At 46.1% G+C, this 24551-nt stretch carries 18 protein-coding genes and 1 pseudogene; 15 read left to right on the top strand and 4 right to left on the bottom strand.

Features of this window, described 5'->3' with window-relative positions; all coding sequences use genetic code 11:
• Positions 1-95, top strand: a pseudogene (locus tag IRQ95_RS22410) (group II intron maturase-specific domain-containing protein); the annotation flags it as partial.
• A gap of 80 nt (positions 96-175) precedes the next feature.
• On the opposite strand, the gene IRQ95_RS16495 reads toward IRQ95_RS22410, so the two are convergent.
• Entirely contained in the window at positions 176-493 is a 318-nt protein-coding gene (locus IRQ95_RS16495; RefSeq protein WP_194437947.1) for a YebG family protein, read from the bottom strand.
• Positions 494-916: 423 nt separating this feature from the next.
• On the bottom strand, positions 917-1807 hold the full coding sequence (locus tag IRQ95_RS16490; RefSeq protein ID WP_194437946.1) for a LysR family transcriptional regulator: 891 nt from the start codon (positions 1805-1807) through the stop codon (positions 917-919).
• A gap of 111 nt (positions 1808-1918) precedes the next feature.
• Between IRQ95_RS16490 and IRQ95_RS16485 the strand changes: the two genes are divergently transcribed.
• The 4 genes from IRQ95_RS16485 to recD all read left to right on the top strand — a co-directional run bounded on the left by IRQ95_RS16485 (position 1919) and on the right by recD (position 12592).
• Entirely contained in the window at positions 1919-2896 is a 978-nt protein-coding gene (locus tag IRQ95_RS16485; RefSeq protein ID WP_194437945.1) for a TDT family transporter, read from the top strand.
• A gap of 148 nt (positions 2897-3044) precedes the next feature.
• Complete coding sequence (gene recC, locus IRQ95_RS16480; protein WP_194437944.1) at positions 3045-6515, top strand: exodeoxyribonuclease V subunit gamma; 3471 nt, start codon at positions 3045-3047, stop codon at positions 6513-6515.
• Between the two features lie 291 nt (positions 6516-6806).
• Positions 6807-10421, top strand: coding sequence for an exodeoxyribonuclease V subunit beta (gene recB, locus IRQ95_RS16475; RefSeq protein ID WP_194437943.1), 3615 nt, complete (start codon positions 6807-6809; stop codon positions 10419-10421).
• A complete protein-coding gene (gene recD / locus IRQ95_RS16470; protein ID WP_194437942.1) occupies positions 10418-12592 on the top strand; it encodes an exodeoxyribonuclease V subunit alpha in 2175 nt (724 codons plus the stop codon). The genes recB and recD overlap by 4 nt, the downstream gene beginning before the upstream one ends.
• A gap of 77 nt (positions 12593-12669) precedes the next feature.
• On the opposite strand, the gene IRQ95_RS16465 is transcribed toward recD, so the two are convergent.
• Entirely contained in the window at positions 12670-12849 is a 180-nt protein-coding gene (locus tag IRQ95_RS16465) for a hypothetical protein (protein ID WP_194437941.1), read from the bottom strand.
• A gap of 211 nt (positions 12850-13060) precedes the next feature.
• A complete protein-coding gene (argA, locus tag IRQ95_RS16460) occupies positions 13061-14410 on the bottom strand; it encodes an amino-acid N-acetyltransferase (protein WP_194437940.1) in 1350 nt (449 codons plus the stop codon).
• A gap of 158 nt (positions 14411-14568) precedes the next feature.
• Between argA and IRQ95_RS16455 the strand changes: the two genes are divergently transcribed.
• The 10 genes from IRQ95_RS16455 (at position 14569) to bamB (ending at position 24463) form a co-directional block, all read left to right on the top strand.
• Positions 14569-14997, top strand: a complete 429-nt coding sequence (locus IRQ95_RS16455; protein ID WP_194437939.1) for a DUF2850 domain-containing protein — start codon at positions 14569-14571, stop codon at positions 14995-14997.
• A 69-nt stretch (positions 14998-15066) separates the two neighbouring features.
• Positions 15067-16170, top strand: a complete 1104-nt coding sequence (gene mltA, locus IRQ95_RS16450) for a murein transglycosylase A (protein WP_194437952.1) — start codon at positions 15067-15069, stop codon at positions 16168-16170.
• A gap of 111 nt (positions 16171-16281) precedes the next feature.
• Positions 16282-17091 (top strand): tRNA cyclic N6-threonylcarbamoyladenosine(37) synthase TcdA, encoded by an 810-nt coding sequence (gene tcdA, locus IRQ95_RS16445; RefSeq protein WP_194437938.1) that lies wholly within the window; start codon positions 16282-16284, stop codon positions 17089-17091.
• Between the two features lie 9 nt (positions 17092-17100).
• Positions 17101-17529, top strand: coding sequence for a cysteine desulfurase sulfur acceptor subunit CsdE (csdE, locus tag IRQ95_RS16440; protein ID WP_194437937.1), 429 nt, complete (start codon positions 17101-17103; stop codon positions 17527-17529).
• A gap of 186 nt (positions 17530-17715) precedes the next feature.
• The gene (gene rlmN / locus IRQ95_RS16435) at positions 17716-18840 is read left to right on the top strand and encodes a dual-specificity RNA methyltransferase RlmN (RefSeq protein WP_194437936.1); all 1125 of its coding nucleotides are present in this window, start codon (positions 17716-17718) and stop codon (positions 18838-18840) included.
• 409 nt (positions 18841-19249) lie between these two features.
• On the top strand, positions 19250-20179 hold the full coding sequence (locus IRQ95_RS16430) for a RodZ domain-containing protein (protein ID WP_194437935.1): 930 nt from the start codon (positions 19250-19252) through the stop codon (positions 20177-20179).
• 8 nt (positions 20180-20187) lie between these two features.
• On the top strand, positions 20188-21306 hold the full coding sequence (gene ispG / locus IRQ95_RS16425) for a flavodoxin-dependent (E)-4-hydroxy-3-methylbut-2-enyl-diphosphate synthase (RefSeq protein ID WP_194437934.1): 1119 nt from the start codon (positions 20188-20190) through the stop codon (positions 21304-21306).
• Positions 21307-21341: 35 nt separating this feature from the next.
• Positions 21342-22610, top strand: a complete 1269-nt coding sequence (gene hisS / locus IRQ95_RS16420; RefSeq protein ID WP_194437933.1) for a histidine--tRNA ligase — start codon at positions 21342-21344, stop codon at positions 22608-22610.
• 66 nt (positions 22611-22676) lie between these two features.
• Entirely contained in the window at positions 22677-23291 is a 615-nt protein-coding gene (locus tag IRQ95_RS16415) for a tetratricopeptide repeat protein (protein WP_194437932.1), read from the top strand.
• A gap of 11 nt (positions 23292-23302) precedes the next feature.
• On the top strand, positions 23303-24463 hold the full coding sequence (gene bamB, locus IRQ95_RS16410; RefSeq protein ID WP_194437931.1) for an outer membrane protein assembly factor BamB: 1161 nt from the start codon (positions 23303-23305) through the stop codon (positions 24461-24463).
• The last annotated feature ends 88 nt before the right edge of the window (positions 24464-24551 follow it).

Genomic DNA, 24551 nt, shown 5'->3' with positions numbered 1-24551 from the left:
AGGAGTTGGGTCTGTACTCGTTGCGAAATGGGTATGAGTCACTAAAAGTATATTCGGAACCGCCGTATGCGACCCACGCTTGTACGGTGGTGTGAGAGGACGGAGGCCGTGAGGCCTCCTCCTACTCGATTATTAAGATTCGCCATTTTGATGTAAAAAGTTCAACGACGACTGCTTACGCTGCGTCTTCTTGTTGCTCTTCTTCAGCATCAACATCAGCGTCAGCAACGGCTGCAACTTTCTTCGCTTTCTTTGGCGCAGGGCGGCGTTTCGCACCTAGTGCGTAAAGCACTTCTTCTTTGTTTTGCGCTAAGAACATCGCCAAGTCTTCTTGCTTCGCTTCGTCTTCTAGTAGTTCGCTTTTACCTAGCAGACCGAAAAGCTCGTCTGCCATATCCAGCATTTTATCGTATGCGTCAGCGTCCGCTTTAGAGGTAAAAGTCATTTTCTCTTCTCCGTTGCGTTCTACCACGTACTTAACGATTACAGCCATGGTTATTCCTCTAGCTCGAATGAATGGTTGATTGATTACTGTCTTTTTATACAGTTTTTAGTTAACTAAGTCTAGGAGAGTCAGCAAAACTGCGACTCACGTGCTTGCTAAATACACGCGCTAAACATAGGGGTATATACTCAAGTGACTTCAAGATGCAGGTTTCAGAGCATTGTCACTGATTCGAGTGCGAGGAAAACTGCGAAGCGGAATAGTGAACTATTTCTAAGTAGTTTGACGCAGGAATCGAGTCAGTGATTCGCTCCCGAAGAGCCCTATTTGCAAATAGTAAGGGCTTGGTTCGCATACTGCGTTAACGATTTTTGATTTAGAGCCACTAGATCTTCAAATCGTTGCCTTGTCTTCAAACCAAGCAATTCTCGCTGAACCAAGCACATTGAGGTTACTTGAGTATAATTCTACTTATTGGCGCCACCGATAGCAAAACTCAATAAAGGCTTTCAGTAGTGGGTTTTGATATTTTTCCTTGTGCACTAACAGCCAAAAGCGACGTTTCATATCCAGTGGCAACTCAACCGAAATGACACGGCCATCTTTAAGCGCAGGTGCAGCAGCGAGGCGTGATAAACAGCCTAACCCCAAATTGGCGGATACGCAGTTGATTAATGCCTCGGTGGTATTTAGCTGAAACGCTTCATGCCAATGTTCAATGCGGGGCGCGATGGCACGTAGGAAAAACTCACGTGAGCCAGACCCCGGTTCGCGCAAAATCCACTCACTATTTTCTAAATCACCGACTGTTGGCGTTGCCAACTGGGCAAGTGGTGATGAGGGGCTACAAATAATGCACATTTCATCTTGGCTAAATTGCGTCGAAATAAGCTCTGGGTGTAGGGTCTTTCCCTCTATTAAGGCGATATCGAGTTCGTATTCGACCAACTTCTGACAGATTAATGCTGAATTTGAGATAAATAAACTCTGATCGTGATGCCCTGAGTCTTGGCGAAAGTCACTCAATAAGTATGGCGCAACTTGATTGCCAATGGTGTCACTGGCTCCAATGCGTAATTGCCCCGTGAGCATAGAATCATCATCTAATAGCAACTCAATATCTTGTACTCGGTGAAGAAGTTCATCGACTAAAGGCAGTAGTTTCTGGCCTTCTTGGTTTAGTACCAAGCGTTTATTCACTCGGTCAAACAGCGAATGTCCAAGTTGTTTTTCCAGTTCAGACAGCGCCATACTCACCGCTGCTTTAGAAAGAAACAGCGCTTCTGCCGCTTCGGTTAACGTGTCGTAGTGGTTGATGGTGGCAAAAACTTTGAGTTGTTTGAGCGAGATATTGACAGCCATAAAGTAATGTTTAGTTAAATTGAACTACTGTTCTAAATAATTAGATATAACTAAACAAAATACAAGCGTAGAATCCTTGCCAGAACAGAAAGAAAGTAAAGAGTGTGAACCATGATTAACGCAACTAAAGCAAAAGTATTCGGCGCGCCAACCCCAATGGCAGGTTTAGCGCTTGGTATTGCTAGCCTTGGCTGGTGCTGGGAAAACGGTGCGGCACTCAATGGTTATGGACAAATGACAGGGGCAGTGATCGCCTCAGTGCTACTGGTTATCTTGAGTGTAAAATTCCTTTTTCATCGCCACCTATTGGCGCAAGACCTTGCTCACCCTGTGGTTGGTAGCGTAGTTCCTACCTTTGCGATGGCAACCATGGTGGTTTCCAATGCGCTTGGTAAATGGTCTCCTGTAGCTGGTGATACGCTATGGTTGATTGCCGTGGCATTGCACATTAGCTTCCTCGCAAGCTTTGTTTATCACCGTGCAAAAAGTTTTGAATTGTCACATATGGTGCCAAGCTGGTTCGTGCCACCAGTGGGCATTGTGGTTGCGGATGTTTCGTTTTCAGGTAACCCACACTTAGCGTGGATAGCTCAAGCAACACTGATCTTCGGTCTAGTGGCTTACGCCGTGATGCTTCCAGCGATGATCTACCGTTTGATTTTTGCCGGTGAGATCCCTGATGCAGCTAAACCAACATTAGCCATTATGGCGGCGCCAGCAAGTCTCTCGCTAGCCGGTTACTTCAGCGTAACAGCCGATCCATCACCAGTGATTGTTGGTGTGCTATTTGGTATCGCAGTATTGATGACAGTGGTGATTTACTTAGCGTTTATTAAATTGCTTCGCTTACCATTTAGTGCAGGTTATGCAGCGTTTACCTTCCCTATGGTGATTGGTTCAACCGCACTATTTAAACTTAGTGCGTGGATGGTTCACCTAAACGTTGCTGACCATTACATTGCACAAGTCCACGCTCTAGCGGTGGGTGAGCTTTGGATTGCAACCTTAGTGGTGGGTTATGTCGCAGCGCGTTACTTCCACTTCTATCAACCACATCGCGTGATTGTTCGCAGTGAGTCTGCAGCGTAACTAAGACGAAAAAAGTCAGATCTAGTTTAGGTCTGACTTTTTGTATAAAGAAGCTGCAACCTAGCGCAAACTCTCGTTTTTCCCTCAGTAAACCTCCCTCAGCTATGCTAATCTCAGCTCAATTGAGTCAACCATTTGAGCGCGCATTTTGTTTACTGTTTATCACTCCAACCAAGTTGATGTATTAAAGTCACTACTTGTAGAACTGGTCAGAATTGACCCGTTGGAAAATCCTTTCGATAAAGAACAAATTCTGGTGCAAAGCCCGGGCATGTCTCAGTGGTTGAAGATGGCTCTGGCAAAAGAGTTTGGCGTTGCAGCGAATATTGAATTTCCCCTGCCAGCGACGTTCATTTGGAACATGTTTACCGAGGTTCTACCCGACGTACCTAAGCGTAGTGCATTTAATAAAGAGTCGATGAGCTGGAAATTGATGCACATTCTGCCAACCATGCTCGACCTACCTGAATTTGCACCGCTGCAGCGTTATCTGTTAGATGATCAAGACAGTTCTAAGCTGTATCAATTGGCGGAAAAAATTGCCGATATTTTTGATGGCTACCTAGTTTATCGCCCAGAATGGATCGCGAGTTGGGAGTCTGGTCAAGTGGTGGCTGAAATTGGCGAAGAACACCCATGGCAGCCGATTTTATGGCAAGCGCTTTACGATCATACCGTGGCGCTGGAGCAGTCACCTTATCACCGCGCCAATCTTTATGAGCATTTCATCGATAGCCTAGAGAGCTACCAAGGTTCGCTGGAAGGGTTGCCAAAACGTTTATTTGTGTTTGGTATCTCTTCTTTGCCGCCACGCTACATGGATGCGCTTAAAGCCCTTGGTGAACATATTGATGTCCACCTGATGTTTACCAACCCATGCCGTTACTATTGGGGCGAAGTGCGAGACCGTAAATTCCTAGCCAAACTGGCAGCCAAGCAGCGTAAACATTTGGTATGGCGTGATGAGCAATCGCATCATGAAGGGGAAAGCGAGCAGCTAAAAGGTTCGATTGAAGATAATCTTGCCGGTTCTGACGATGAACTGCACACCGATGTGGTGGGCAACAGTTTGCTGGCATCAATGGGCAAATTAGGACGTGATAATATGTACTTATTGTCGCAACTCGAGTCCCATGAGATTGAAGCCTTTGTTGAGATTGAACGCGATTCACTGCTGCATCAATTGCAAGCAGACATCTTAAATCTTGAAGAGCATCAAGATGATCATCAGTTGATCACCAGTCATCACAAACAAGCGGTGACGCTTGGCGATCACTCGCTGACGTTACACGCCTGCCACAGTCCAATGCGTGAAGTCGAAGTGCTGCACGATCAGCTCTTAGCAATGTTTGATGCTGATCCAAGCCTGAAACCGCGCGATATTATTGTCATGGTGGCAGACATCAATGCTTATAGCCCAGCTATTCAAGCGGTGTTTGGTAATGCGCCGGGTGAGCGTTATATCCCTTACTCAATTTCCGACCGTACTGCTGACCAAGAGAGCCCTATTCTTGCGGCGTTTATGCAGTTGGTGAATCTGCCCAATACTCGCTGCCTAGCTTCAGAGCTATTAGAGCTGTTGGAAACACCGACGATTTTGAACCGCTTTGGACTCAATGAAGATGAGTTTTTACAGGCGAAGCGTTGGGTGGAAGAGTCTGGTATTCGTTGGGGTTTAAACTCCGCAACAGGCAGTGAGTTTGATTTGCCAGCCACTTTACAAAATACTTGGCAGTTTGGTATTGAGCGCATGTTGCTCGGCTATGCAATGCCAGAATCGGCGGGTCTGTTTGATGATGGTGAGCAAACGCTAGCTCCTTATAATGAAGTGCAGGGGATGGGCGCTGAACTTGCTGGTAAGTTAGCGCACTTTATCGAAACCGTTAGTCACTATCGTCATGCGCTCACACAAACTCAAGGCATTGATCATTGGCGACAGTTGTTAACCAGCATGCTCGATGACTTTTTCAGTGTTGAGCTGGAAGGGGAAGTGGCACTTAAGTCAATTCGCGATACCTTAGCTGCGCTAAAAGAGCAGTTAGATGACGCTGCGTTCAATCAACCGCTGGCACCAAGCATTATGGCGCAGTACCTCAACAATAAACTCTCTGGTACGCGCGTGAGTCAGCGTTTCCTCGCTGGACAAGTCAACTTCTGTACCTTGATGCCGATGCGTTCGATCCCGTTTAAGACAGTTTGTCTGCTTGGCATGAATGATGGTGTCTACCCGCGCTCGATGCCACCTGAAGGGTTTGATCTTATGAATGGTCGCACGCGTGCTGGTGACCGTTCCCGTCGCGATGATGACCGCTACCTATTTTTAGAAGCGATTCTCTCCGCGCAGCAAACTTTGTATATCAGCTACGTAGGGCGTTCGATTCAAGATAATACCGAGCGTGTACCGTCGGTATTGGTGTCGGAATTAATGGAATACTGCCATCAAAACTATTGTCTGGTTGGCGACGAAGAGCAGAGTGTGGATGATTCGGGTGATCAGCTTCTAGCACACCTGCATAAACACCACACGATGGTGCCATTTAGTCCAACCGCGTTTAGTCATGATCAAGCCAGCCTAACTTATGCTAGTTATGCTAAAGAGTGGCTACCTGCGGCTAATCGTCTCGGTCAGCGCAGCGGCGAGTTTAACCGCGAGCTCAGTGATTATCTGCTTGATGTCACCTATCCACTTGAGTTGGATATGGTCGAGTTGCAGCGTTTTTGGCGCTTGCCAGTGCAGTACTTCTTTAATCGCCGTTTAAAAGTGATGTTTGAGCCGCCACTGCCGATCTTACCTGACGATGAACCGTTTGTGTTAAATGGTCTAGAAAGCTATCAGATGCGTGATGGGCTGCTACACCAGTTATTGGATCATCATGGCACAAACGATCAAGTGATCGAACAGTTTGTCGTAGAGCAGAGAGCGCAGGGTAAGTTGCCAGTGGCAGCGTTTGGTGAGATTGAATTTGAAACCAACCGCGTGCAAGCGGAGCAGATGCTCGAAGCGCTCAGTTTTGTCTCAAATGCACCAGGTGACGATATTGAAATTAATCTTAGTCTCAATGTGCTCGGTGATGACAAGCTGGTCAATCTGCAAGGTTGGCTGACGCAAAACTACCAAGCAGGTTTGGTGCGTTACCGTAGTGGTAAGATTCGTCCGCAAGATTATCTCGCTGCTTGGATAGATCACTTGGCGATGTCGGCGATGGGTGTGGCTAAGCGCACCCACATGCTGGGTTACGATCGTAAAGAAGGCGTGGTGCATTTAGTTTATCCTGCGCTTGATGACGCCCTGCAGGCAAAAAGCATGCTGTCAGAGTTGGTGCGACTTTTCTATCAAGGCATGACTAAGCCTTTGGCTTATTTCCCGAAAACCTCATTGGCTGCGATAGAAGCGGGCTTTAGTCGTGGTGGCGAATGGGCGGATGATGAAGAAAAATCACTGAAGAAAATGGCCGATGCGTTTAACGATAGTTTTATCGCACCCGGTGAAGGAAAAGATACTTATATTGCACGCATTTGGCCGCAATGGAATGAGCAATTAGCGCAAGAGGTGCGCACGTTGGCTGCGCTTGTGATGCAAGCACCGAGATTACAGATGCGAGATGCACACGATGTATAACGGGGAAAAGCAAAGGAATAAGTGGCCGCCAGTAAATCATTATTTTGTGTAGGGCGTTCGCTGTACGGCCACAGGTCAGAGGGACCATGATTCGGTTGGTTGTAGTATCGAAGACGATTACTCAACACGTGGCGCGGATAGTAAAGCCTTACTTCGGGATCTTCTGTGAGTCGGATCCCATTAAACCGGAATGATGGCTGCAACAAGCAGCTAAACCACCAATATCACGATTAGATCACACCAAGCTGTGTGAATTAATTGATTCAAAAGTTACATAAAGGTTTGATTGTTATGACATCTTCATCAGTTGTCACACCATTGGAAACAATGACGTTCCCCTTACATGGAGCACGATTAATTGAAGCATCTGCAGGTACAGGTAAAACTTTTACCATTGCTGGCTTATATTTACGTCTCTTACTTGGGCATGGCAGCCAAGGAACGCGCCACCAAGTTCCTTTGACGGTCGATCAAATTTTGGTGGTAACTTTTACCGAAGCGGCAACCGCCGAGTTGCGCGATCGTATTCGGGCGCGAATTCATGATGCGCGCATTGCTTTTGCGCGTGGCGAAAGTAGCGATCCGGTGATCCAACCTTTATTAACTGAAATTAGCGATCATCAACAGGCGGCGGCGATTTTGCTGCAAGCTGAACGTCAGATGGATGAAGCGGCGGTCTACACCATTCACGGTTTCTGTCAGCGTATGCTGACGCAAAACGCGTTTGAATCTGGTAGCCGTTTTGACAATGAATTTGTCACCGACGAAAGTCATCTTAAAGCGCAAATCGTGGCGGATTACTGGCGTCGCAACTTCTACCCATTGCCATTAAAACTGGCGGGCGAAGTGCGCTCAATTTGGGGCTCGCCAGCCGCATTGCTTGGTGATGTTTCCGGTTATTTAACTGGCGCGCCACTGAAACTCTCGGTTGCGGCGATGCAAGGTGATTTGGCTGAGCTGCATCAAGCTAACCTTGAACAGATTGACCAGCTTAAAGCGCAGTGGCGCAGTGAGCAAAAAGACTACCATGATCTGATTGCGAATTCGGACATCAATAAGCGCAGTTACAGTAAAAAATCACTGCCGACATGGCTTGCCGCTGTTGATCAATGGGCGAGTGTTGAAACCACCGGTTATGATTACCCAGAGCAGTTAGAAAAATTTGCTCAGAATGTACTTCTAGAGAAAACGCCTAAAGGCAGTGCGCCACAGCATCCAGTGTTTAAAGCAATAGAAGCGTTTCTCGCCGAGCCGATTAGCCTTAAAGCACCGCTGCTCGCTCATGCAATTGAGCATTGCCGCACTATGCTAGCCAAAGCCAAGCAGCAAAAGCAGTGGCTCTCTTTTGATGACCTGCTGACCAACTTATCGGCGGCGCTTGATAACGATGATGATGGCTTATTGGCAGGGCGTATTCGCGAGCTTTATCCAGTGGCGATGATTGACGAATTCCAAGATACCGACCCACTGCAATACAGCATTTTTAGCCGCATTTATCTTCCGCATCCTGAGTGTGGTTTGTTTATGATCGGCGATCCTAAACAGGCGATTTACGGTTTCCGTGGCGCGGACATTTTTACGTATATCAAGGCGCGTAATCAGGTTTCGTCTCACTTTACCCTCGGCACTAACTGGCGTTCGAGCGCCGATATGGTCGCGGCAGTTAACCAAGTGTTTGCTTTGCCTGACAGTGCCTTTATCTATGATCAAGATATTCCATTTATCCCTGTCGCTGCCAGCCCAAATGCTGATAAGCGTCAGTGGCAACTGGGCGGTCAGGTTCAACCTGCCTTGACTTACTGGTTGCAAGAGGCAGAAGACAAACCGCTCGCCAAAGGCGAATACCTTGATGCGATGGCGCAAGCGACCGCTGATCAGATCCAGACCATATTGACTGCTTCCCAACAAGGGCAAGCGAGCTTTCACACTGGTAAAGTCGATCACGCGATTCAAGCGGGTGACATTGCCGTGCTGGTGCGTACCGGTAGTGAAGGGCGAATGATCAAAAAAGCGCTGGCGAAACAGGGTATTGCCAGTGTTTATCTCTCTAACCGTGATAGCGTATTTAGCGCCATTATTGCTCAAGATGTGCAGCGTTTACTGCAAGCGGTGTTAACCCCAGAAAATGACCGCGCGCTGCGTGCCAGTTTGGCTTCGGAATTGTTTGCACTCGATGCAGGCAGTCTTGATGCGCTCAATAACGACGAAAGCGTGTGGGAAAACGCGGTTAATGAGTTTAAAGAGTATCGCAAACTGTGGCTGCAACGCGGCGTGCTACCTATGCTGCGTGCGGTGATGAGCAAGCGTCATATTGCTGAACGTTTATTGGAAGAAGAGAGTGGTGAACGCCACTTAACCGATTTGATGCACCTTGGTGAGTTATTGCAACAAGCGAGCGGCGAACTCGATAGCGACCATGGCTTGTTGCGTTGGTTGGCGCAAGCGATCAGCGACGCGCAAAATGGTCTTGGCGGCAGTGAGGATCAAATTCAGCGTTTGGAATCAGAGCGCAATTTGGTGCAGATCGTCACCATCCATAAATCGAAAGGTCTCGAATATGACTTGGTGTTTTTACCATTTGTGCTGAGTTACCGTGAGGCAAGTGAAGCGAAATACTACGATGTGCAAACTGACTCGACCATTTTGGATATCACCAAAAATGAAGCGGCACTGGCGCAGGCGGACAAAGAACGTCTAGCGGAAGACTTACGTCTGATCTATGTAGCCTTAACCCGTGCGGTTTATGGCTGTTTCATTGGCGCTGCGCCACTGAGAAATGGTCGTTCGACCAAAGAGCCAACGGGCGTGCACCATAGTGCCATGGGTTACTTGCTGCAAAATGGTCAAGCGGGTGGCATTAGCGATCTTACTCAATCGATTGAGCAGCAAGCGAAAGCTTTAGCGTGTGTCACGCTAAGTGGCTTACCTGATAGTAATGACGCGCCATTTGTTGCCGAGCAGCAACAGCAAGAGACTTTGCATGCGCGTGAGTTGGCGCAAGAGATTGATCGCAGCTGGCGCATTACCAGCTATTCAGGGCTAATTAAACAAGGTTCGTATCATTCAGCCGATGACGATTTACTTCGGCTTGATGTTGACTCCTCTCAAGAAGAGGATGAGCAAGAAATGCTAGAGCCAGAGCGCTCAATTTTTACTTTCCCACGTGGCGCGCGTCCGGGTACGTTTTTGCATAGCTTGTTTGAAGAAGTTGAGTTCACCGAACCTGCCAACAGTGAAGCCAACCAACAAGCGATCATCGCTTTGATGGAAAGCGAGCAATTGGATCTTGAGTGGTTGCCAATTTTGCAACAACTGGTGGATACCGTGTTAGCCACGCCATTGGATGGTAAAGAGCTGCGTTTAAATCAGAAATCACCCAACCAACGTTTAGTTGAAATGGAGTTTCTGCTGCCGATTGAAGTATTGGCATCCGCAGAACTGAATCGCGTAATTCAGCGTAACGATACCCTTTCGGCGAAAGCGGGCGATCTTGGTTTTCAAACGGTGCAGGGCATGTTGAAAGGTTTCATCGACTTAGTGTTTGAGCATCAAGGCAAATACTATGTACTTGACTGGAAGTCGAACCATCTTGGTGATGAGATCCACGACTATCACGGTGATGCGCTGCGTCAAGCGATGGCGGACCACCGTTATGATCTGCAATATCAAATTTACGCGCTCGCCTTACATCGTTTTCTGCGTAGTCGCCTAGCCAATTATGATTATCAGCAACATTTTGGTGGGGTTTACTATCTATTCTTACGTGGCATGGATGGGGAAGGGGAACATGGTATCTTTTCCGCCAAACCAAGTTTGCAGTTTTTAACTGAATTAGACCAACTGATTGATGGCGAGACCATTGAAGTACGTGGCAATTCCGCAGGACAAATGGCGCTAGATCTATGAGTAATGTAATCACCCCTCCGTTATCTGCTGCGCCACTAGGCAATGCCCCACTAATGGCGACGCTACAACGTTTGGCACAAAAAGGTTCACTGCGCCAGTTGGACTACCAATTAGCGCGCTTTATTTTCAGTAAATCTCACAGTGATCAATTAGCGTTTATTGCTGGAGTGGTGAGTAGTGAGCTGGGCAAAGGACACATTTGCTTGCTGCTACGCGATGCGCAATCACAACCGGTCGATCTTGCTAGCAAGCTAGGTCTGTTTGGCGATGCGGCGTTAGAGCTTAACCAAGTATTAATCTCGATTGATTGGCAGCAACTGCTGAGTCACTCTATTTGGGTTGCCAATCCGAGTCACAGCAAGGCTTCAGCTTTACCGTTAGTCTTTGACGGTGAGCGAGTTTATTTGCACCGTTACTGGCATTATGAAGTGACACTCGCCGAGCGATTAAATAGCTTTGGGACACCGATGATCTTAAAGCCTGTCGAGATCCAAAAGCTGACCAATTTGCTCGATCATTTGTTCGCCCGTAGTTACCAATACTTGTTTGCCTCCTTAAGTCGTGCGGCGAAAAATCCAAACTTTAGTCAAGTGCAGCGCCAGCAGTTGGTGTGTGATCATTTAGATGTGGTTGAAGATGGCTCGCTGGATTGGTCGGCAATTGATCAAGTATTGCTGCAAGTAAAACGCGCCGAACAATTGGCACCATTGGATCAGCTTGTCCCTCAAGCGGTGTGTGTCAACTGGCAGAAAGTTGCGGCTGCGATTGCGTTGACTAAACGTTTTGCGGTGATTTCGGGTGGTCCTGGTACGGGTAAAACCACTACGGTGACTAAGTTGCTGGCAGCCTTAATTGAACAAGCGCAAAACTCTGAGAGTGGTGCTAATGTCGTTCCTACTATCAAGCTGGTGGCTCCAACGGGTAAAGCCGCGGCACGCTTGACCGAATCGATTGGTAAGGCGGTAGCTGAGCTGCCGGTTAGCCCAGAGCTAAAAGCGGCGATCCCGACCGAATCGAGCACCTTGCATCGCTTGTTAGGTGCATTGCCAAATAGTGTCGAGTTTCGCCATAACCAAACCAACCCGCTGCACCTCGATATTTTGGTGGTCGATGAAGCGTCGATGGTTGATTTGTCGATGATGTACAAGCTGGTGGACGCCCTGCCAAAGCATGCTCGTTTGATCTTGCTGGGCGATAAAGATCAGCTCGCTTCGGTAGAAGCTGGCGCAGTACTGGGTGATATTTGTTCATTCCATCAATATGGTTACAGCAGCAGCCAAGGTGAATTGATTGCTCAGCTCACTGGCTTTAATACCCTTACACAAAGTCAGCAAAAAGGCAGCCAAGTCGGCGATAGTCTTTGTATGCTGCAAAAGAGCTATCGTTTTGATGCTCGCTCAGGCATTGGTCAGCTTGCTAAAGCCGTCAATGCGGGCTCGGGTTTTAAGTACGATGCCGTGTGGCAGCGCGACTTTGCTGATATTGCCCAGTATCCACTTGATATGCAGCACTACAATCAGCTGATTCAAACCATGGTCAGTGAATACAGCGTATACCTTAAGCGCATTGCCAAGCGCGAAGTGAATCCTCAAACCGAACAGCTTGAATCAGTCACAGCTTTGGCAAAGGCGGGTTTAGACGCGTTTGCTGGTTGCCGTTTACTGTGTGCGATACGCGAAGGCGATTTTGGCGTGACGGGCTTAAACCAGCGTATTGAGCGTGCGTTAGTGGCGCGCAAATTGGTGCAAACTCAAGATGAGCTTTGGTATCACGGTCGACCAGTGATGATCACCCGTAACGATCACGCTTTAGGCTTGTATAACGGTGATATCGGTATCTGTATTTGGGATGACTCGCTGGAAGAGCCACGTTTAAAGGTCTTCTTTGAGTTGCCAGATGGTAGTGTGAAATCGGTACTGCCAAGTCGCGTGCCGGAGCATGAGACCGCTTACGCGATGACTATTCACAAATCACAGGGTAGTGAGTTTGAATTCACTTTGATGATTTTGCCAAAAGAGTTTAGTCCGATTTTAACCCGGGAGCTGATATACACTGGTATTACTCGCGCGAAAAAACGTTTGGCGATGTACGTTCAACCTGATGTGGTTAAGCGAGGTATTAAGGTAATGACTGAGCGTGCGAGTGGTTTGGTGGAGAGGCTTAAAAATTAATGCGCATAGGTTTTACGCAGGTAATAAAGAAGATTAAAAACCATCCTTGGTTATCGCCAGCAAAGCGAAGGTGAAGCTTAATTAAATACCGTAGTAAAGGAGATACTGCGGATTTGATATTGTTGTTGATAGTTGAGAATGAAGTTCTTTAAGCTATCAGTGACAGGGAAAACACAATGTACGCTGAGATCGGTCAGCAGTTCGTTTTCAGCCATATCCCAGAAGCTTTGCAGCGAGTTGCAAATAACGGTTTTCATGATGTTTGCTCATAGTTGACGTTGTTTTTATCTACTTAAGCAATCCATGCGGTCTAGTCGAGCTAGGTTAGTTGAGTCCAATTCGACCTCAGTTTTGAGGTGGTCGAATAATATACAACAGAGATTGTGAAATAAAGCTCATAAATGAGAATTTTAAACATATTATGAGCTTTAATTTATGCGCACGCTCGCGAAACCGTTTGCTTAAGTTTTAAGCAGTGTGAGAGGTGCCAATGGCGAGAATTTTCGAGTTGCGTTGATAGTTATAAAGGTTCTTCTTTTGCGATGGCAGTGACTCAACACCGACTTCGTAAAAACCTTGTTCTCTGAACCAGTGCAAACTATGTGTCGTAAGAACAAATAACTGAGTAATACCCTGCTGTTTGCATTGCTGACGCATGTGATTGAGCAAAATTAAACCACGGTTGCCATCACGATATTCAGGGTGAATCGCGACACAGGCCATTTCTGCCATGCAGTCTTCGATGTATGGGTAAAGAGCAGCGCAGCCGATAATTAACCCATCCTTTTCGATGATGGTGAATTGGTGTATTTCTTGTTCAAGTTGCTCACGTGAGCGGCGTACTAAAATACCTTGTTCTTCCAAAGGACGAATCAAGTCCAAAATACCACCAATATCATCGATTTGTGCTAAACGAACTCGCTCTGAACTGGCGTAGACTATTTGCGTACCGATCCCATCAAGGGAGAACAACTCTTGAATCAGCGCGCCATCAACTTTGTAGCTCACCAAATGGCTGCGGGGTACTCCGGCGCGACAAGCGGTAATCGCAGCGCGTAAGAAACGGAGAGATCCTGAAGCATTGTCATTCGACTGATCCACATCTTGCTCTAGCTTATTTAAGATTTGTTCGGCCTCTCGGGGGACGAGTTCAGCGATCACATCTCCTTGTTCATCCAAAATACCTTGCTCTGAACAGAAGCCAATTAATTTGTCGGCATTAAGACGAATAGCGACTTGAGTGGCGACTTCCTCCGAGGTGAGGTTAAAAGACTCGCCCGTCACTGAACTGGCCACAGGCCCAAGTAACACAATCGAGCCTTGCTCTAACATACGGTTAATGCCGGCGATATCAATACGACGAATTTTACCACTGTGGCAGTAATCAACGCCGTCATCGACCCCAAGTGGTTGAGCGATGACAAAGTTACCGCTGACGACATTGAGTTGAGTGCCTGCCATTGGAGTATTGTTTAAGCTCATAGAGAGCTGCGCGGTAATGGCAAGTTGTAATTGTCCAGCAGCTTGCATAACTAATGGTAGAGAATGTTCATCAGTAACCCGAATGCCTTTATGGTAAGCATTGTTAACCGAGTTAGTAGAGAGAATTGAATTGATTTGTGGTCTCGCCCCATGAACCAGAACGATTTTTACACCTAAACTATGCAGTAGTGCTAAATCGCTGATTATATTTTTGAAATTACCATCAGCGACAGCTTCTCCACCCAGCATGATGACCACGGTTTTATCCCGGTGGGCATTGACATAAGGGGCAGATTGACGAAATCCTTTTACTAACGCTGTACTACGTATTTTCACATTAAGTCCATCTTGGGTGAATTTATATGTAATTATAGTGCAAATTTATTCCAATTTAAGCAAGTGTTTTTTTGGAATAGATATCCAACTTAGACGACTTAAAATTGAGCCTTGTACTGCTGCGTGATATAGAGCTTTTTTCTGTAAGGTAAAGTTCAATGAACGTTAGTATAAAAAACAACTCAGGACAGGAAAAAAGACAGGGATTTGTGTCATACCACAATAAGTGGATCGTCACTTCTGTTTGGTTAGTAGCCATCATGAGCACTTACTTTATTATTCAGGCTGCTGTGACCCTCAGTGAGCGTTACCAAAAGATCTCGTATCCTGAATCATTGATTTACGGTGTTTGGATTGAGTCTGAAGTGGCACCGTATCGCGCAGAAAGGCTCGAGATAAACGCAGTTGGTATTGTGTTTGATGGGGCAGTTGTCGCGACAGAGTTTGAGTTCGATGGTGAATTCTTAGTTTATCAACATGGCACGCAAAAACGCCGTTTCAAGTTTCAAAATCACAACTGGAACGAAATGAAACAACTGACAGACAGCACTTACCAGCCCATATTTGTCAAAACTGCTTCAAAATGATTCTTCTACATTGACGATGATAGCGATAGTTTGTCATGCTCGAGCTATCTCGTTAATGGATTTCTACAAATAATGAAAAAGATCTTACCTTTAGCTGCGGTAACGCTGCTGTTTGGCTGTGCTCAGCCAAACGACCGAGCGCAACAATATTTCGATCAAGAGTTTGAAACAACCCTCAATAAAACTGAGAGTGTGCAATCAAACGTGACACGAGATTATACCGAATTCCATAAACAAGCAGAAAAGGTGGTCGATAGGTCACCTTCAATGGCTAAGGTCTATCAACCACTGTATGAAACCCTCAATGAGTGGGTTCTGCAAAGTGGTGATCCAAGTGAGCTAGGTAAATTTGGTATTCAAACGGCGCAGCTAGGTGGTGGCGATAAGAAAGGGAATGTTTTATTTACCGGTTACTTTTCTCCAGTTATGGAGCTTCGTCATCAAGCCGATGAAATCTATAAATATCCAGTTTATGCCAAACCTGATTGCGGTAAAAATTGCCCAACTCGAGCGGAGATTTATGCTGGAGCATTAGAAGGTCAAGGGCTAGAGCTTGGCTATGCTCCGAATATGATTGATCCCTTTTTGATGGAAGTACAAGGTAGTGGTTTCGTCCATTTTGAAGATGACGATACGCTTGAGTATTTCGCTTATGGTGGCAAAAACAACAAAGCGTACGTTAGTATCGGTCGCGTATTGATTGAACGTGGCGAAGTGCCGCGTGAAAAAATGTCGATGAAAGCGATCAAAGACTGGGTACTCGCCAATGATGAGGCGACAGTACGTGAAGTGCTGGAACAAAATCCATCATTTGTCTTTTTCGCCCCACGAGCGGATGCACCAGTAACAGGCTCGGCAGGTATTCCACTGCTACCGATGGCGTCTGTAGCGGGTGACCGAAGCATTTTGCCTATGGGAACCCCAATCCTTGCTGAAGTACCGCTACTCAATGCAGATGGTAGTTGGAGTGGTGCACATCAATTGCGTTTGCTTATTGTGCTTGATACCGGTGGTGCGGTGAAACAGAACCACCTTGATTTATACCACGGCATGGGACCACGTGCCGGCACAGAAGCGGGGCATTACAAGCATTTTGGTCGAGTATGGAAGCTAGGCTTAGAAAACTCACCAACTCAAGCGCCTTGGGCAATGCCACCAGAGAAACAAAACTAATTGTTTCGCACGCGGCCACTTGTTGGCACAGAGAGCGAGTATAGACATTTTCATAAAGAGTGCGTATAAATCGCACTCTTCTTTTTTGTAACCGATTTACGGGCTTAAACTATGCGTGAATTAGACACTCCTGCTTCAGATAATTACAACCAACGTTTTGGTGGTACACGCCGTTTGTATGGTAATAGCGAAGTGGAGATACTCCGTGCTGCACACGTATGTGTGATTGGTATTGGTGGTGTAGGTTCGTGGGCAGTTGAAGCGTTAGCACGTACTGGTATTGGTGAACTAACGTTGATCGATATGGATGATGTGTGTGTGACCAATATTAACCGTCAAATCCATGCGATGAGTGGTACCGTCGGTCAAAGTAAAATTGAAGTGATGGCAGAGCGCGTTAAACTGATTAACCCTGAATGTAAGGTTAATTTGATTGACGACTTTATTACGCCAGATAATCAACACGAGTACTTATCAAAAGATTATGACTATGTACTTGATGCTATCGACAGCGTAAAAGCGAAAGCGGCATTACTGGCTTATTGTCGTAGCAACAAAATCAAAGTGATCACCACGGGTGGTGCTGGTGGTCAGGTTGACCCAACGCAAATTCAAGTGGCGGATTTGACTAAAACTATTCAAGATCCACTGGCCAAGAAGATTAAAGATACGTTGCGTCGTCATCATAACTTCCCGAAAAATCCTCAGCGTAAATTTGGTATCGACTGCGTGTTCTCAACTGAGCAGCTAAAATACCCACAAGCAGACGGTTCTGTATGTGGCGTGAAAGCGACCGCTGAAGGTCCAAAGCGTATGGATTGTGCCAGTGGTTTTGGTGCAGCAACCGTCGTTACAGCAACGTTTGGTTTTGTTGCTGTTGCTCGTATCGTTGAAAAGCTGATTCAAAAGCACAAGAAGTAAGGTGACGTAATGTCGACATTTCCTTTAAATCCATTTGGTACTCAAATCACAGCAGACGACGTTGTCGAAACGATGCAGGGGATGCGTGGTTGGGAAGATCGTTACCGCCAAGTTATTCAATGGGGTAAAAAACTCCCAGTGATGCCTGAAGAATTAAAGTCGCAGCAAGTTACTGTCTCTGGCTGCGAAAGCCAAGTATGGCTGGTCAGTGAATTAGCTGGGGAGACTTGGTCTTTCTGCGCGGATTCCGATGCTCGTATTGTTCGTGGGCTAATTGCCTTAGTCATGGCGGCTTACAATCATAAAACCAGCGAGCAAATTCAACAGTTTGATATTGATGGTTATTTTGCGCAGCTAGGCTTAATTGATCATCTAAGTCCTTCCCGTGGGAATGGTTTAAAAGCGATTGTTGAGCAGATCAAACTGCTTAGTGCTTAATGTAGCTAAATTTTTTAGAATCCCGCGCTTTGGCGGGATTTTTATAGTTAAATGGCGTGTTGGTTAATTTTTAATCACTGCTTTTTTAATGTCTTAGCAAAAACAGGGTCTTGTCACACTTGTTGTCCTTGGCTAAAGGCTGTAAAATCCGCGCCCTTATTTATTGTTCCGTTGTTGAGAGGCTTCATGACTACTGAAAAAATCAACCTGCTTGATTTTGATCGCCAAGGATTGCGTAAATTCTTTGCAGAAGAATTAAACGAAAAAGCATTCCGCGCCGAACAGGTGATGAAGTGGATCTACCATTTTGGTGTTGACGATTTCGACAACATGAACAACATCAACAAGCAATTGCGTGAAAAGCTAAAGCAACGCTGTGAGATTAAAGCTCCAGTGGTTTCAGAGGCTCAGCACTCTTCTGATGGCACCATCAAATGGGCAATGCGTGTAGGTGACCAAGACGTAGAAACGGTTTACATCCCTGAAGATGATCGTGCAACGCTATGTGTTTCTTCACAAGTTGGTTGTGCTCTAGAATGTAAATTCTGTTCAACTGCGCAGCAAGGTTTTAACCGCAACCTGAAAGTATCGGAAATTATCGGTCAGGTATGGCGTGCTGCACGTGAAGTCGGATTGCAGAAAGAAACCGGTCGTCGCCCAATTACCAACGTGGTAATGATGGGCATGGGTGAGCCACTACTAAACATGAAAAACCTAATTCCAGCCTTAGAAATTATGCTGGATGATTTAGGTTTTGGTCTGTCTAAGCGCCGCGTAACGGTATCAACGTCAGGTGTTGTATCAGGTCTTGACCAAATGACTGGTCGTATTGACGTTGCCCTAGCAATTTCACTACACGCGCCAAATGACAAACTGCGTAGCGAAATCATGCCAATTAATGATCGTTGGGATATCCAAGATTTTCTTGCGTCAGTTCGTCGTTACATCGCGTCATCAAACGCCAACCGTGGTAAAGTAACCGTAGAGTACGTGCTGCTGGACCATGTTAACGATGATATGGACCATGCACGCGAGTTAGCGGAGTTAATGAAAGATACGCCATGTAAAATTAACTTGATTCCGTTTAACCCGTATCCAGGTTCGCCGTATAAGAAACCAAGCAATTCACGTATTGATCGCTTCCAGAAAACACTAATGCAATATGAGCATACAGTGACCGTTCGTAAGACTCGCGGTGACGACATTGATGCGGCATGCGGCCAGTTAGTCGGCGATGTTATCGACCGTACCAAACGTACAGCGATGGCAAAAGCTGCCAAAGGCGAAGAAATTGACATTAAAGCGCTATAATTAAATCGATTTAGACCAAAGCCAGAGCAATGCTCTGGCTTTTTTGTTGCAACTTATTTCTACAAAAATATAGCTTTCTCGCAGTTTTTTGGTTTTATCTTATTTAAAAATGTCAGTTTTTAGAAAAACCTTGAGCTTGCTGTAATTTATATCACCTGATTATGTTGTTTCGTGCTTTATATCTATTAGAATTAATAACTACATCCTTAAGTAGATGAACTGAGCTTCTAACCAAACCTCTTAAGGAAGAGTCGTAACAATTTTATCAGTGACATTCTTTTATCTTGTCTGCAAGATGCTTTTAATTGATAAATTAGTTAGCAAACATACATAACTCAGGTTTAGCCCACGACTAACAATAAATAACCAAGAGCGGCAGGCCAAGAGTGACACGAGAGACACAACTATTATGAATACAGAGCAATCGACTCCAATTTTAGAAGAGAATACTGAGAAATTTCACATTGAGCCGGGCACGATTCTAAAGCTAAAACGTGAAGAAGCCGGGCTAAGTAAAAAACAGGTCGCTGACCGTTTACGTTTGCGCGTTGCTATCATTGAGCAGATTGAGAAAAATGAGTTTGAACCGGATCAGGTCGCGACATTTACGCGTGGCTATTTACGCTCATACGCCAAAGTCGTTAATGCCGATGAAGCTGAGGTGCTAGCAGCGCTGGATGCGACTGTGGGTACACAAGCGCCACAAGAACAAGAGATGAAGAGTTTTTCGCGTAAGACGAACCGTGAAAAGCATGATAGCCGTATCATGGCGCTAACTTGGGGGATTGTGGTTGTTATCGTCGCTATCTCGTCTGTATGGTGGTGGCAAAATCAACAAAAAGATGGTCTAGAACTTAGTATCGAAGAAGACAGTGCGTTAATTGCTGAGACAGAACAACAGCCTGAGCTTGATACTGCCATTGATCAAATTTCCGCTGAGCCAAGTGAGCCGGTTGCCTTACCTAATGATGCAGCCGCTGAGCAAAGCCAACCAACCAGCCAAGAGCCCGTAGCAGACAACAGTGAAACAGTTGCCGAGGCAACACCTTCAACAGAAGCAGCAGAACCTATTGAGCCTGAAGTGACCAAACCAGAAGTCGTCGCTAATCGTTTAGAGATTAGTTTTAATGGTGAGTGCTGGGTACAAGTGAAAGATGCGACAGGTAAGACGCTGATTAGTGGTATTAAACGTGGTGGTGAAGCAGTAGAACTTGAAGGAAAACTGCCTTACAACGTGATTTTAGGTGCGCCACAAAACGTTTCTATCACCTTAGCGAGTGAAACTGTCGACCTTTCTGGGTATACTGCAGGCAAAGCAGCAAGATTCACCTTACCTTAGAAAAGATTATGCAACACGAATCTCCTATTAAACGTCGCCCATCGACTCGAATCTATGTGGGCGATGTGCCTATTGGTGATGGCGCACCAATTGCGGTGCAGTCAATGACGAACACCAGAACAACAGACGTGGAAGCGACTGTTGCACAAATTCGAGCATTGGAAAATGTCGGTGCAGATATCGTGCGTGTATCTGTACCAACCATGGATGCCGCTGAGGCATTTAAGTTAATTAAGCAGCAAGTGAACATCCCACTCGTGGCAGATATTCACTTTGACTACCGTATTGCGCTTAAAGTGGCGGAATATGGCGTCGACTGTTTGCGTATTAACCCTGGTAATATTGGCAACGAAGAGCGTATCCGCTCAGTTGTTGATTGTGCGCGTGACAAAAACATCCCAATTCGCATTGGTGTAAATGGTGGCTCTCTGGAAAAAGATATCCAGATGAAATATGGCGAACCAACACCAGAAGCATTGGTTGAATCCGCGATGCGTCACGTCGATATTCTCGATCGCCTTAACTTTGATCAGTTCAAAGTCAGCGTAAAAGCATCCGATGTGTTTCTCGCAGTCGATTCATATCGCCTATTAGCGAAGAAGATTGATCAACCGCTTCATTTAGGTATTACTGAAGCGGGTGGTGCACGTGCTGGTGCTGTTAAATCATCAGTAGGTCTAGGCATGCTACTTGCTGAAGGTATCGGTGATACACTGCGAATTTCCCTTGCAGCAAACCCAGTGGAAGAGATCAAAGTTGGCTTTGATATTCTTAAATCACTGCGTATTCGCTCGCGAGGTATTAACTTTATTGCCTGCCCTAGCTGTTCTCGTCAGGAGTTTGATGTGATCAGTACCGTTAATGCGCTTGAAGAACGTCTTGAAGACATTATTACGCCAATGGATGTATCTATCATCGGTTGTGTTGTAAATGGCCCTGGCGAAGCTGAGGTTTCTCATCTTGGTTTGGCTGGCAGCAACAAGAAGAGCGCATTCTACGAAGATGGTAAACGTCAGAAAGAGCGTTTTGATAACGACGATCTGGTTAATCAGCTAGAAGCAAAAATTCGTGCGAAAGCATCCGTTCTGGATGAAAGCAATCGTATCGACATTAAAGTGCAAAACTAAATCTCAACGAAGTAATTAAAATTACGGTAAATATTGTGGCAAAACCAATTCAAGCAATTCGAGGCATGAACGATTGTCTCCCAACTCAATCACCACTGTGGCAAAAGCTAGAAAACACAGTGAAGAACGTAATTAGCGCATACGGTTATAACGAAATGCGCATGCCAATCGTTGAGATGACGCATCTATTTAGTCGCGCAATTGGTGAAGTGACTGACGTTGTAGAAAAAGAGATGTACACCTTTGAAGATCGCAATGGTGACAGCTTAACACTACGTCCAGAAGGCACGGCGGGTTGTGTTCGTGCAGGCATTGAAAATGGCTTGCTGTACAACCAAGAACAACGTGTATGGTACATGGGTCCTATGTTCCGTCACGAGCGTCCACAAAAAGGTCGTTACCGTCAATTCCACCAATGTGGTGTAGAAGTATTTGGTCTTAACGGTCCTGATGTTGATGCAGAACTTATCATGATGACTGCGCGTCTATGGCGTGAGCTAGGCATTGATAAGCATGTACGCCTAGAGCTGAACTCAATCGGTTCGCTTGAAGCTCGCGCGAACTACCGTGAAGCCCTGATTGCATTCTTAGAGCAACATATGGATGTACTCGATGAAGATTGCAAACGTCGTATGCATACTAACCCGCTGCGTGTTCTGGATACTAAAAACCCAGACGTACAAGCGATCTTAGGTGATGCACCACGTCTATCTGAATACCTAGATGAAGAATCTAAGCAACATTTTGCGGGTCTATGTGAACTTCTTGATGCTGCAGGTATCGAATACACAGTAAATGAGCGTCTAGTACGTGGTCTTGACTACTACAACCGCACAGTATTTGAATGGATTACTGAAAGCCTAGGCTCGCAAGGTACAGTGTGTGGTGGTGGTCGTTACGATGGTCTAGTTGAACAACTAGGTGGTAAAGCGACACCAGCAGTGGGCTTTGCTATGGGCCTTGAGCGTCTAGTGCTAATGCTAGAAACGCTAGAACTAACTGACGTTCGTCGCAGTGTCGATGTTTACATGGTGACTGCAGGCGAAGGTACTATGATGGCGGGTATGAAGCTGGCTGAACAGCTACGCGAACAAGTACCAGGTTTACGCGTGATGAACCACTTCGGTGGTGGTAACTTCAAAAAGCAATTTAAGCGTGCAGATAAAGTTGGCGCAGTGGTTGCTCTTGTTCTCGGTGAGAATGAAGTTGCTGACAATAGCGTTGTATTGAAAGACCTTGTTGGTGGTACGCAAGAAACTTACAGCCAAGCTGACGCTATTGCGAAACTAGCAGAGCTAATCTAACTAAATTTAAGTTTAAGAAAGTGGCGATGAGAGTCGCCACTTTTTGTGATGTTAAGAGGACAGGAAGTGGAACTCTACGATACTGAAGAACAACAAGTTGAAGCGATCAAAGATTGGTGGAAAGAGAACGGTAAAGCAGTCATTTTTGGCGCGGTAATCGGTCTAGGCGGCTTATTTGGCTGGCGCTATTACCAAGATTCAACGCTTGCTGCTCAAGAAGCTGCTTCTGAAAGCTATTCAAAAGTAATTTCAACGTTAGCGACACAAGGTGGCGACGCAGAGCAACAAGTACAAAGCTTTATCGATGCGAATGGTGAGACTGAATACGCGGTTCTTGCTGCGCTTCAGCTAGCAAAAGTTCAAGTTGAAGAAAACCAATTGGATGCCGCTATTGAGCAGCTTCAATGGGCAACAACCGCATCGAAAGACCAAGCTTTACTAGCGGTAATTAACTACCGTCTAGCGCGTTTGCAATCAGAGCAAGGTAAATTTGAAGCAGCAATCTCGCAACTAGACAAGATCACCGACGAAGGTTGGGCTGGTCGTGTTGAGGAGCTAAAAGGCGACATCTTACTACGCAAAGGAGATGCAGCAGGTGCATACGCAGCATACACTGAAGCGCAACAAGCGGGTGATGCAAGTGAAGCGCTACAAATGAAATTGGATGATTTAGCCAAGTAAGGGCACGTTGCATGAAGAAATTGCTGAATAAGGCATTGACGACTGTTGCAGTAATCGGCGTGTTGGCTGGTTGTGCAAGTGAAGAAGACACCATTATCATGGCGCCTGTACCGCAAGTAGATAACGAATTTTCTACCTCATCGGTATGGAGTGCGTCAATTGGTAGTGGTGTTGACCAGTATTTCTCAAAACTGGCACCCGCGTATGCTTATGACAAAGTATTTGTGGCAAGTCGCGATGGTGAAGTCAAAGCTCTGAACCCGGAAACGGGAGATGGTCTTTGGGCGATTGATTTAGAAGACGATGTTCCAGCTCGCCTATCTGGTGGTATTACACCCGCGTACGATAAATTGTTTATTGGTAGTGAAAACGGTGAAGTCATTGCTCTTAACCAAGAAACTGGCGAGCTGCTATGGCGTTCTTCAGTGCAAGGTGAGGTGCTATCGGCACCTGCGACTGATGACAACCTCGTTATGGTACATACCAGTGAAGGTGTGTTGATTGCTTTAGATCAGCAAGATGGCAAACAGAAGTGGGCGATTAGCACTGAAGTTCCAACGCTGACACTACGTGGCACCAGTGCACCGACGACTATCTCCGGTGGTGTATTTTGGGGTACGGCAAATGGTCGACTTGCAGCCGCTATCGTTCAACGTGGTCAACTGATTTGGCAACAACCTATTGGTACGCCAAAAGGCGCGACTGAAATTGATCGTATCGTCGATGTTGATGCATCGCCTATGTTGATGGGCAGCACTTTATTTGTGGTGGGTTACAATGGTCAACTAACCGCAATCGACTTACGCTCTGGTCAGCCGGGTTGGAAACGTACGTACTCTTCTGCAACCGACATGGCAAACGACGGTAGTCGTATTTTCCTTGTGACTGACAAAGATCACTTGGTCGCTGTCGATGCGCGCAGCGGTACTGAACTTTGGACGAATAAGCAGCTAGAGCACCGTCTTTTGACTGCACCTAAAGTGATGGGTGATTACTTAGTGGTAGGTGATAGCGAAGGCTACCTATACTGGGTGGATCGCAGCACAGGTGAGTTTGTTGCGATGGAAAGTGAAGGTGGCGGTGGTTTTGCTGTCGCGCCAGTTCAGCTGGATGATGGTTTCGTAATTACTACCCGCAATGGCAATGTAAAGAAACTAACGCTCAGCGAATAATTTCGTGATATAATTCACATTCGGCTCCTGGCTGGTGACAGTTAGGAGTCGTTTTGTTTATATAAAACAAAGAATTAACCAAATTTGG

This window comes from Vibrio fluminensis (genome assembly GCF_015278125.1).
Lineage (GTDB): Bacteria > Pseudomonadota > Gammaproteobacteria > Enterobacterales > Vibrionaceae > Vibrio > Vibrio fluminensis.
Note: the sequence above shows the minus strand (reverse complement) of the source record. Positions and strands in the feature narration are given on the sequence as shown.

Excerpts from the sequence above, each read along its gene's own strand:
- bamB (WP_194437931.1), top strand. The coding sequence starts at position 23,303 with ATGAAGAAATTGCTGAATAAGGCATTGACGACTGTTGCAGTAATCGGC.
- IRQ95_RS16495 (WP_194437947.1), bottom strand. The coding sequence starts at position 493 with ATGGCTGTAATCGTTAAGTACGTGGTAGAACGCAACGGAGAAGAGAAA.
- tcdA (WP_194437938.1), top strand. The coding sequence starts at position 16,282 with ATGCGTGAATTAGACACTCCTGCTTCAGATAATTACAACCAACGTTTT.
- IRQ95_RS16430 (WP_194437935.1), top strand. The coding sequence starts at position 19,250 with ATGAATACAGAGCAATCGACTCCAATTTTAGAAGAGAATACTGAGAAA.
- csdE (WP_194437937.1), top strand. The coding sequence starts at position 17,101 with ATGTCGACATTTCCTTTAAATCCATTTGGTACTCAAATCACAGCAGAC.
- IRQ95_RS16455 (WP_194437939.1), top strand. The coding sequence starts at position 14,569 with ATGAACGTTAGTATAAAAAACAACTCAGGACAGGAAAAAAGACAGGGA.
- rlmN (WP_194437936.1), top strand. The coding sequence starts at position 17,716 with ATGACTACTGAAAAAATCAACCTGCTTGATTTTGATCGCCAAGGATTG.
- IRQ95_RS16465 (WP_194437941.1), bottom strand. The coding sequence starts at position 12,849 with ATGAAAACCGTTATTTGCAACTCGCTGCAAAGCTTCTGGGATATGGCT.
- IRQ95_RS16490 (WP_194437946.1), bottom strand. The coding sequence starts at position 1,807 with ATGGCTGTCAATATCTCGCTCAAACAACTCAAAGTTTTTGCCACCATC.
- IRQ95_RS16485 (WP_194437945.1), top strand. The coding sequence starts at position 1,919 with ATGATTAACGCAACTAAAGCAAAAGTATTCGGCGCGCCAACCCCAATG.
- ispG (WP_194437934.1), top strand. The coding sequence starts at position 20,188 with ATGCAACACGAATCTCCTATTAAACGTCGCCCATCGACTCGAATCTAT.
- recB (WP_194437943.1), top strand. The coding sequence starts at position 6,807 with ATGACATCTTCATCAGTTGTCACACCATTGGAAACAATGACGTTCCCC.
- recD (WP_194437942.1), top strand. The coding sequence starts at position 10,418 with ATGAGTAATGTAATCACCCCTCCGTTATCTGCTGCGCCACTAGGCAAT.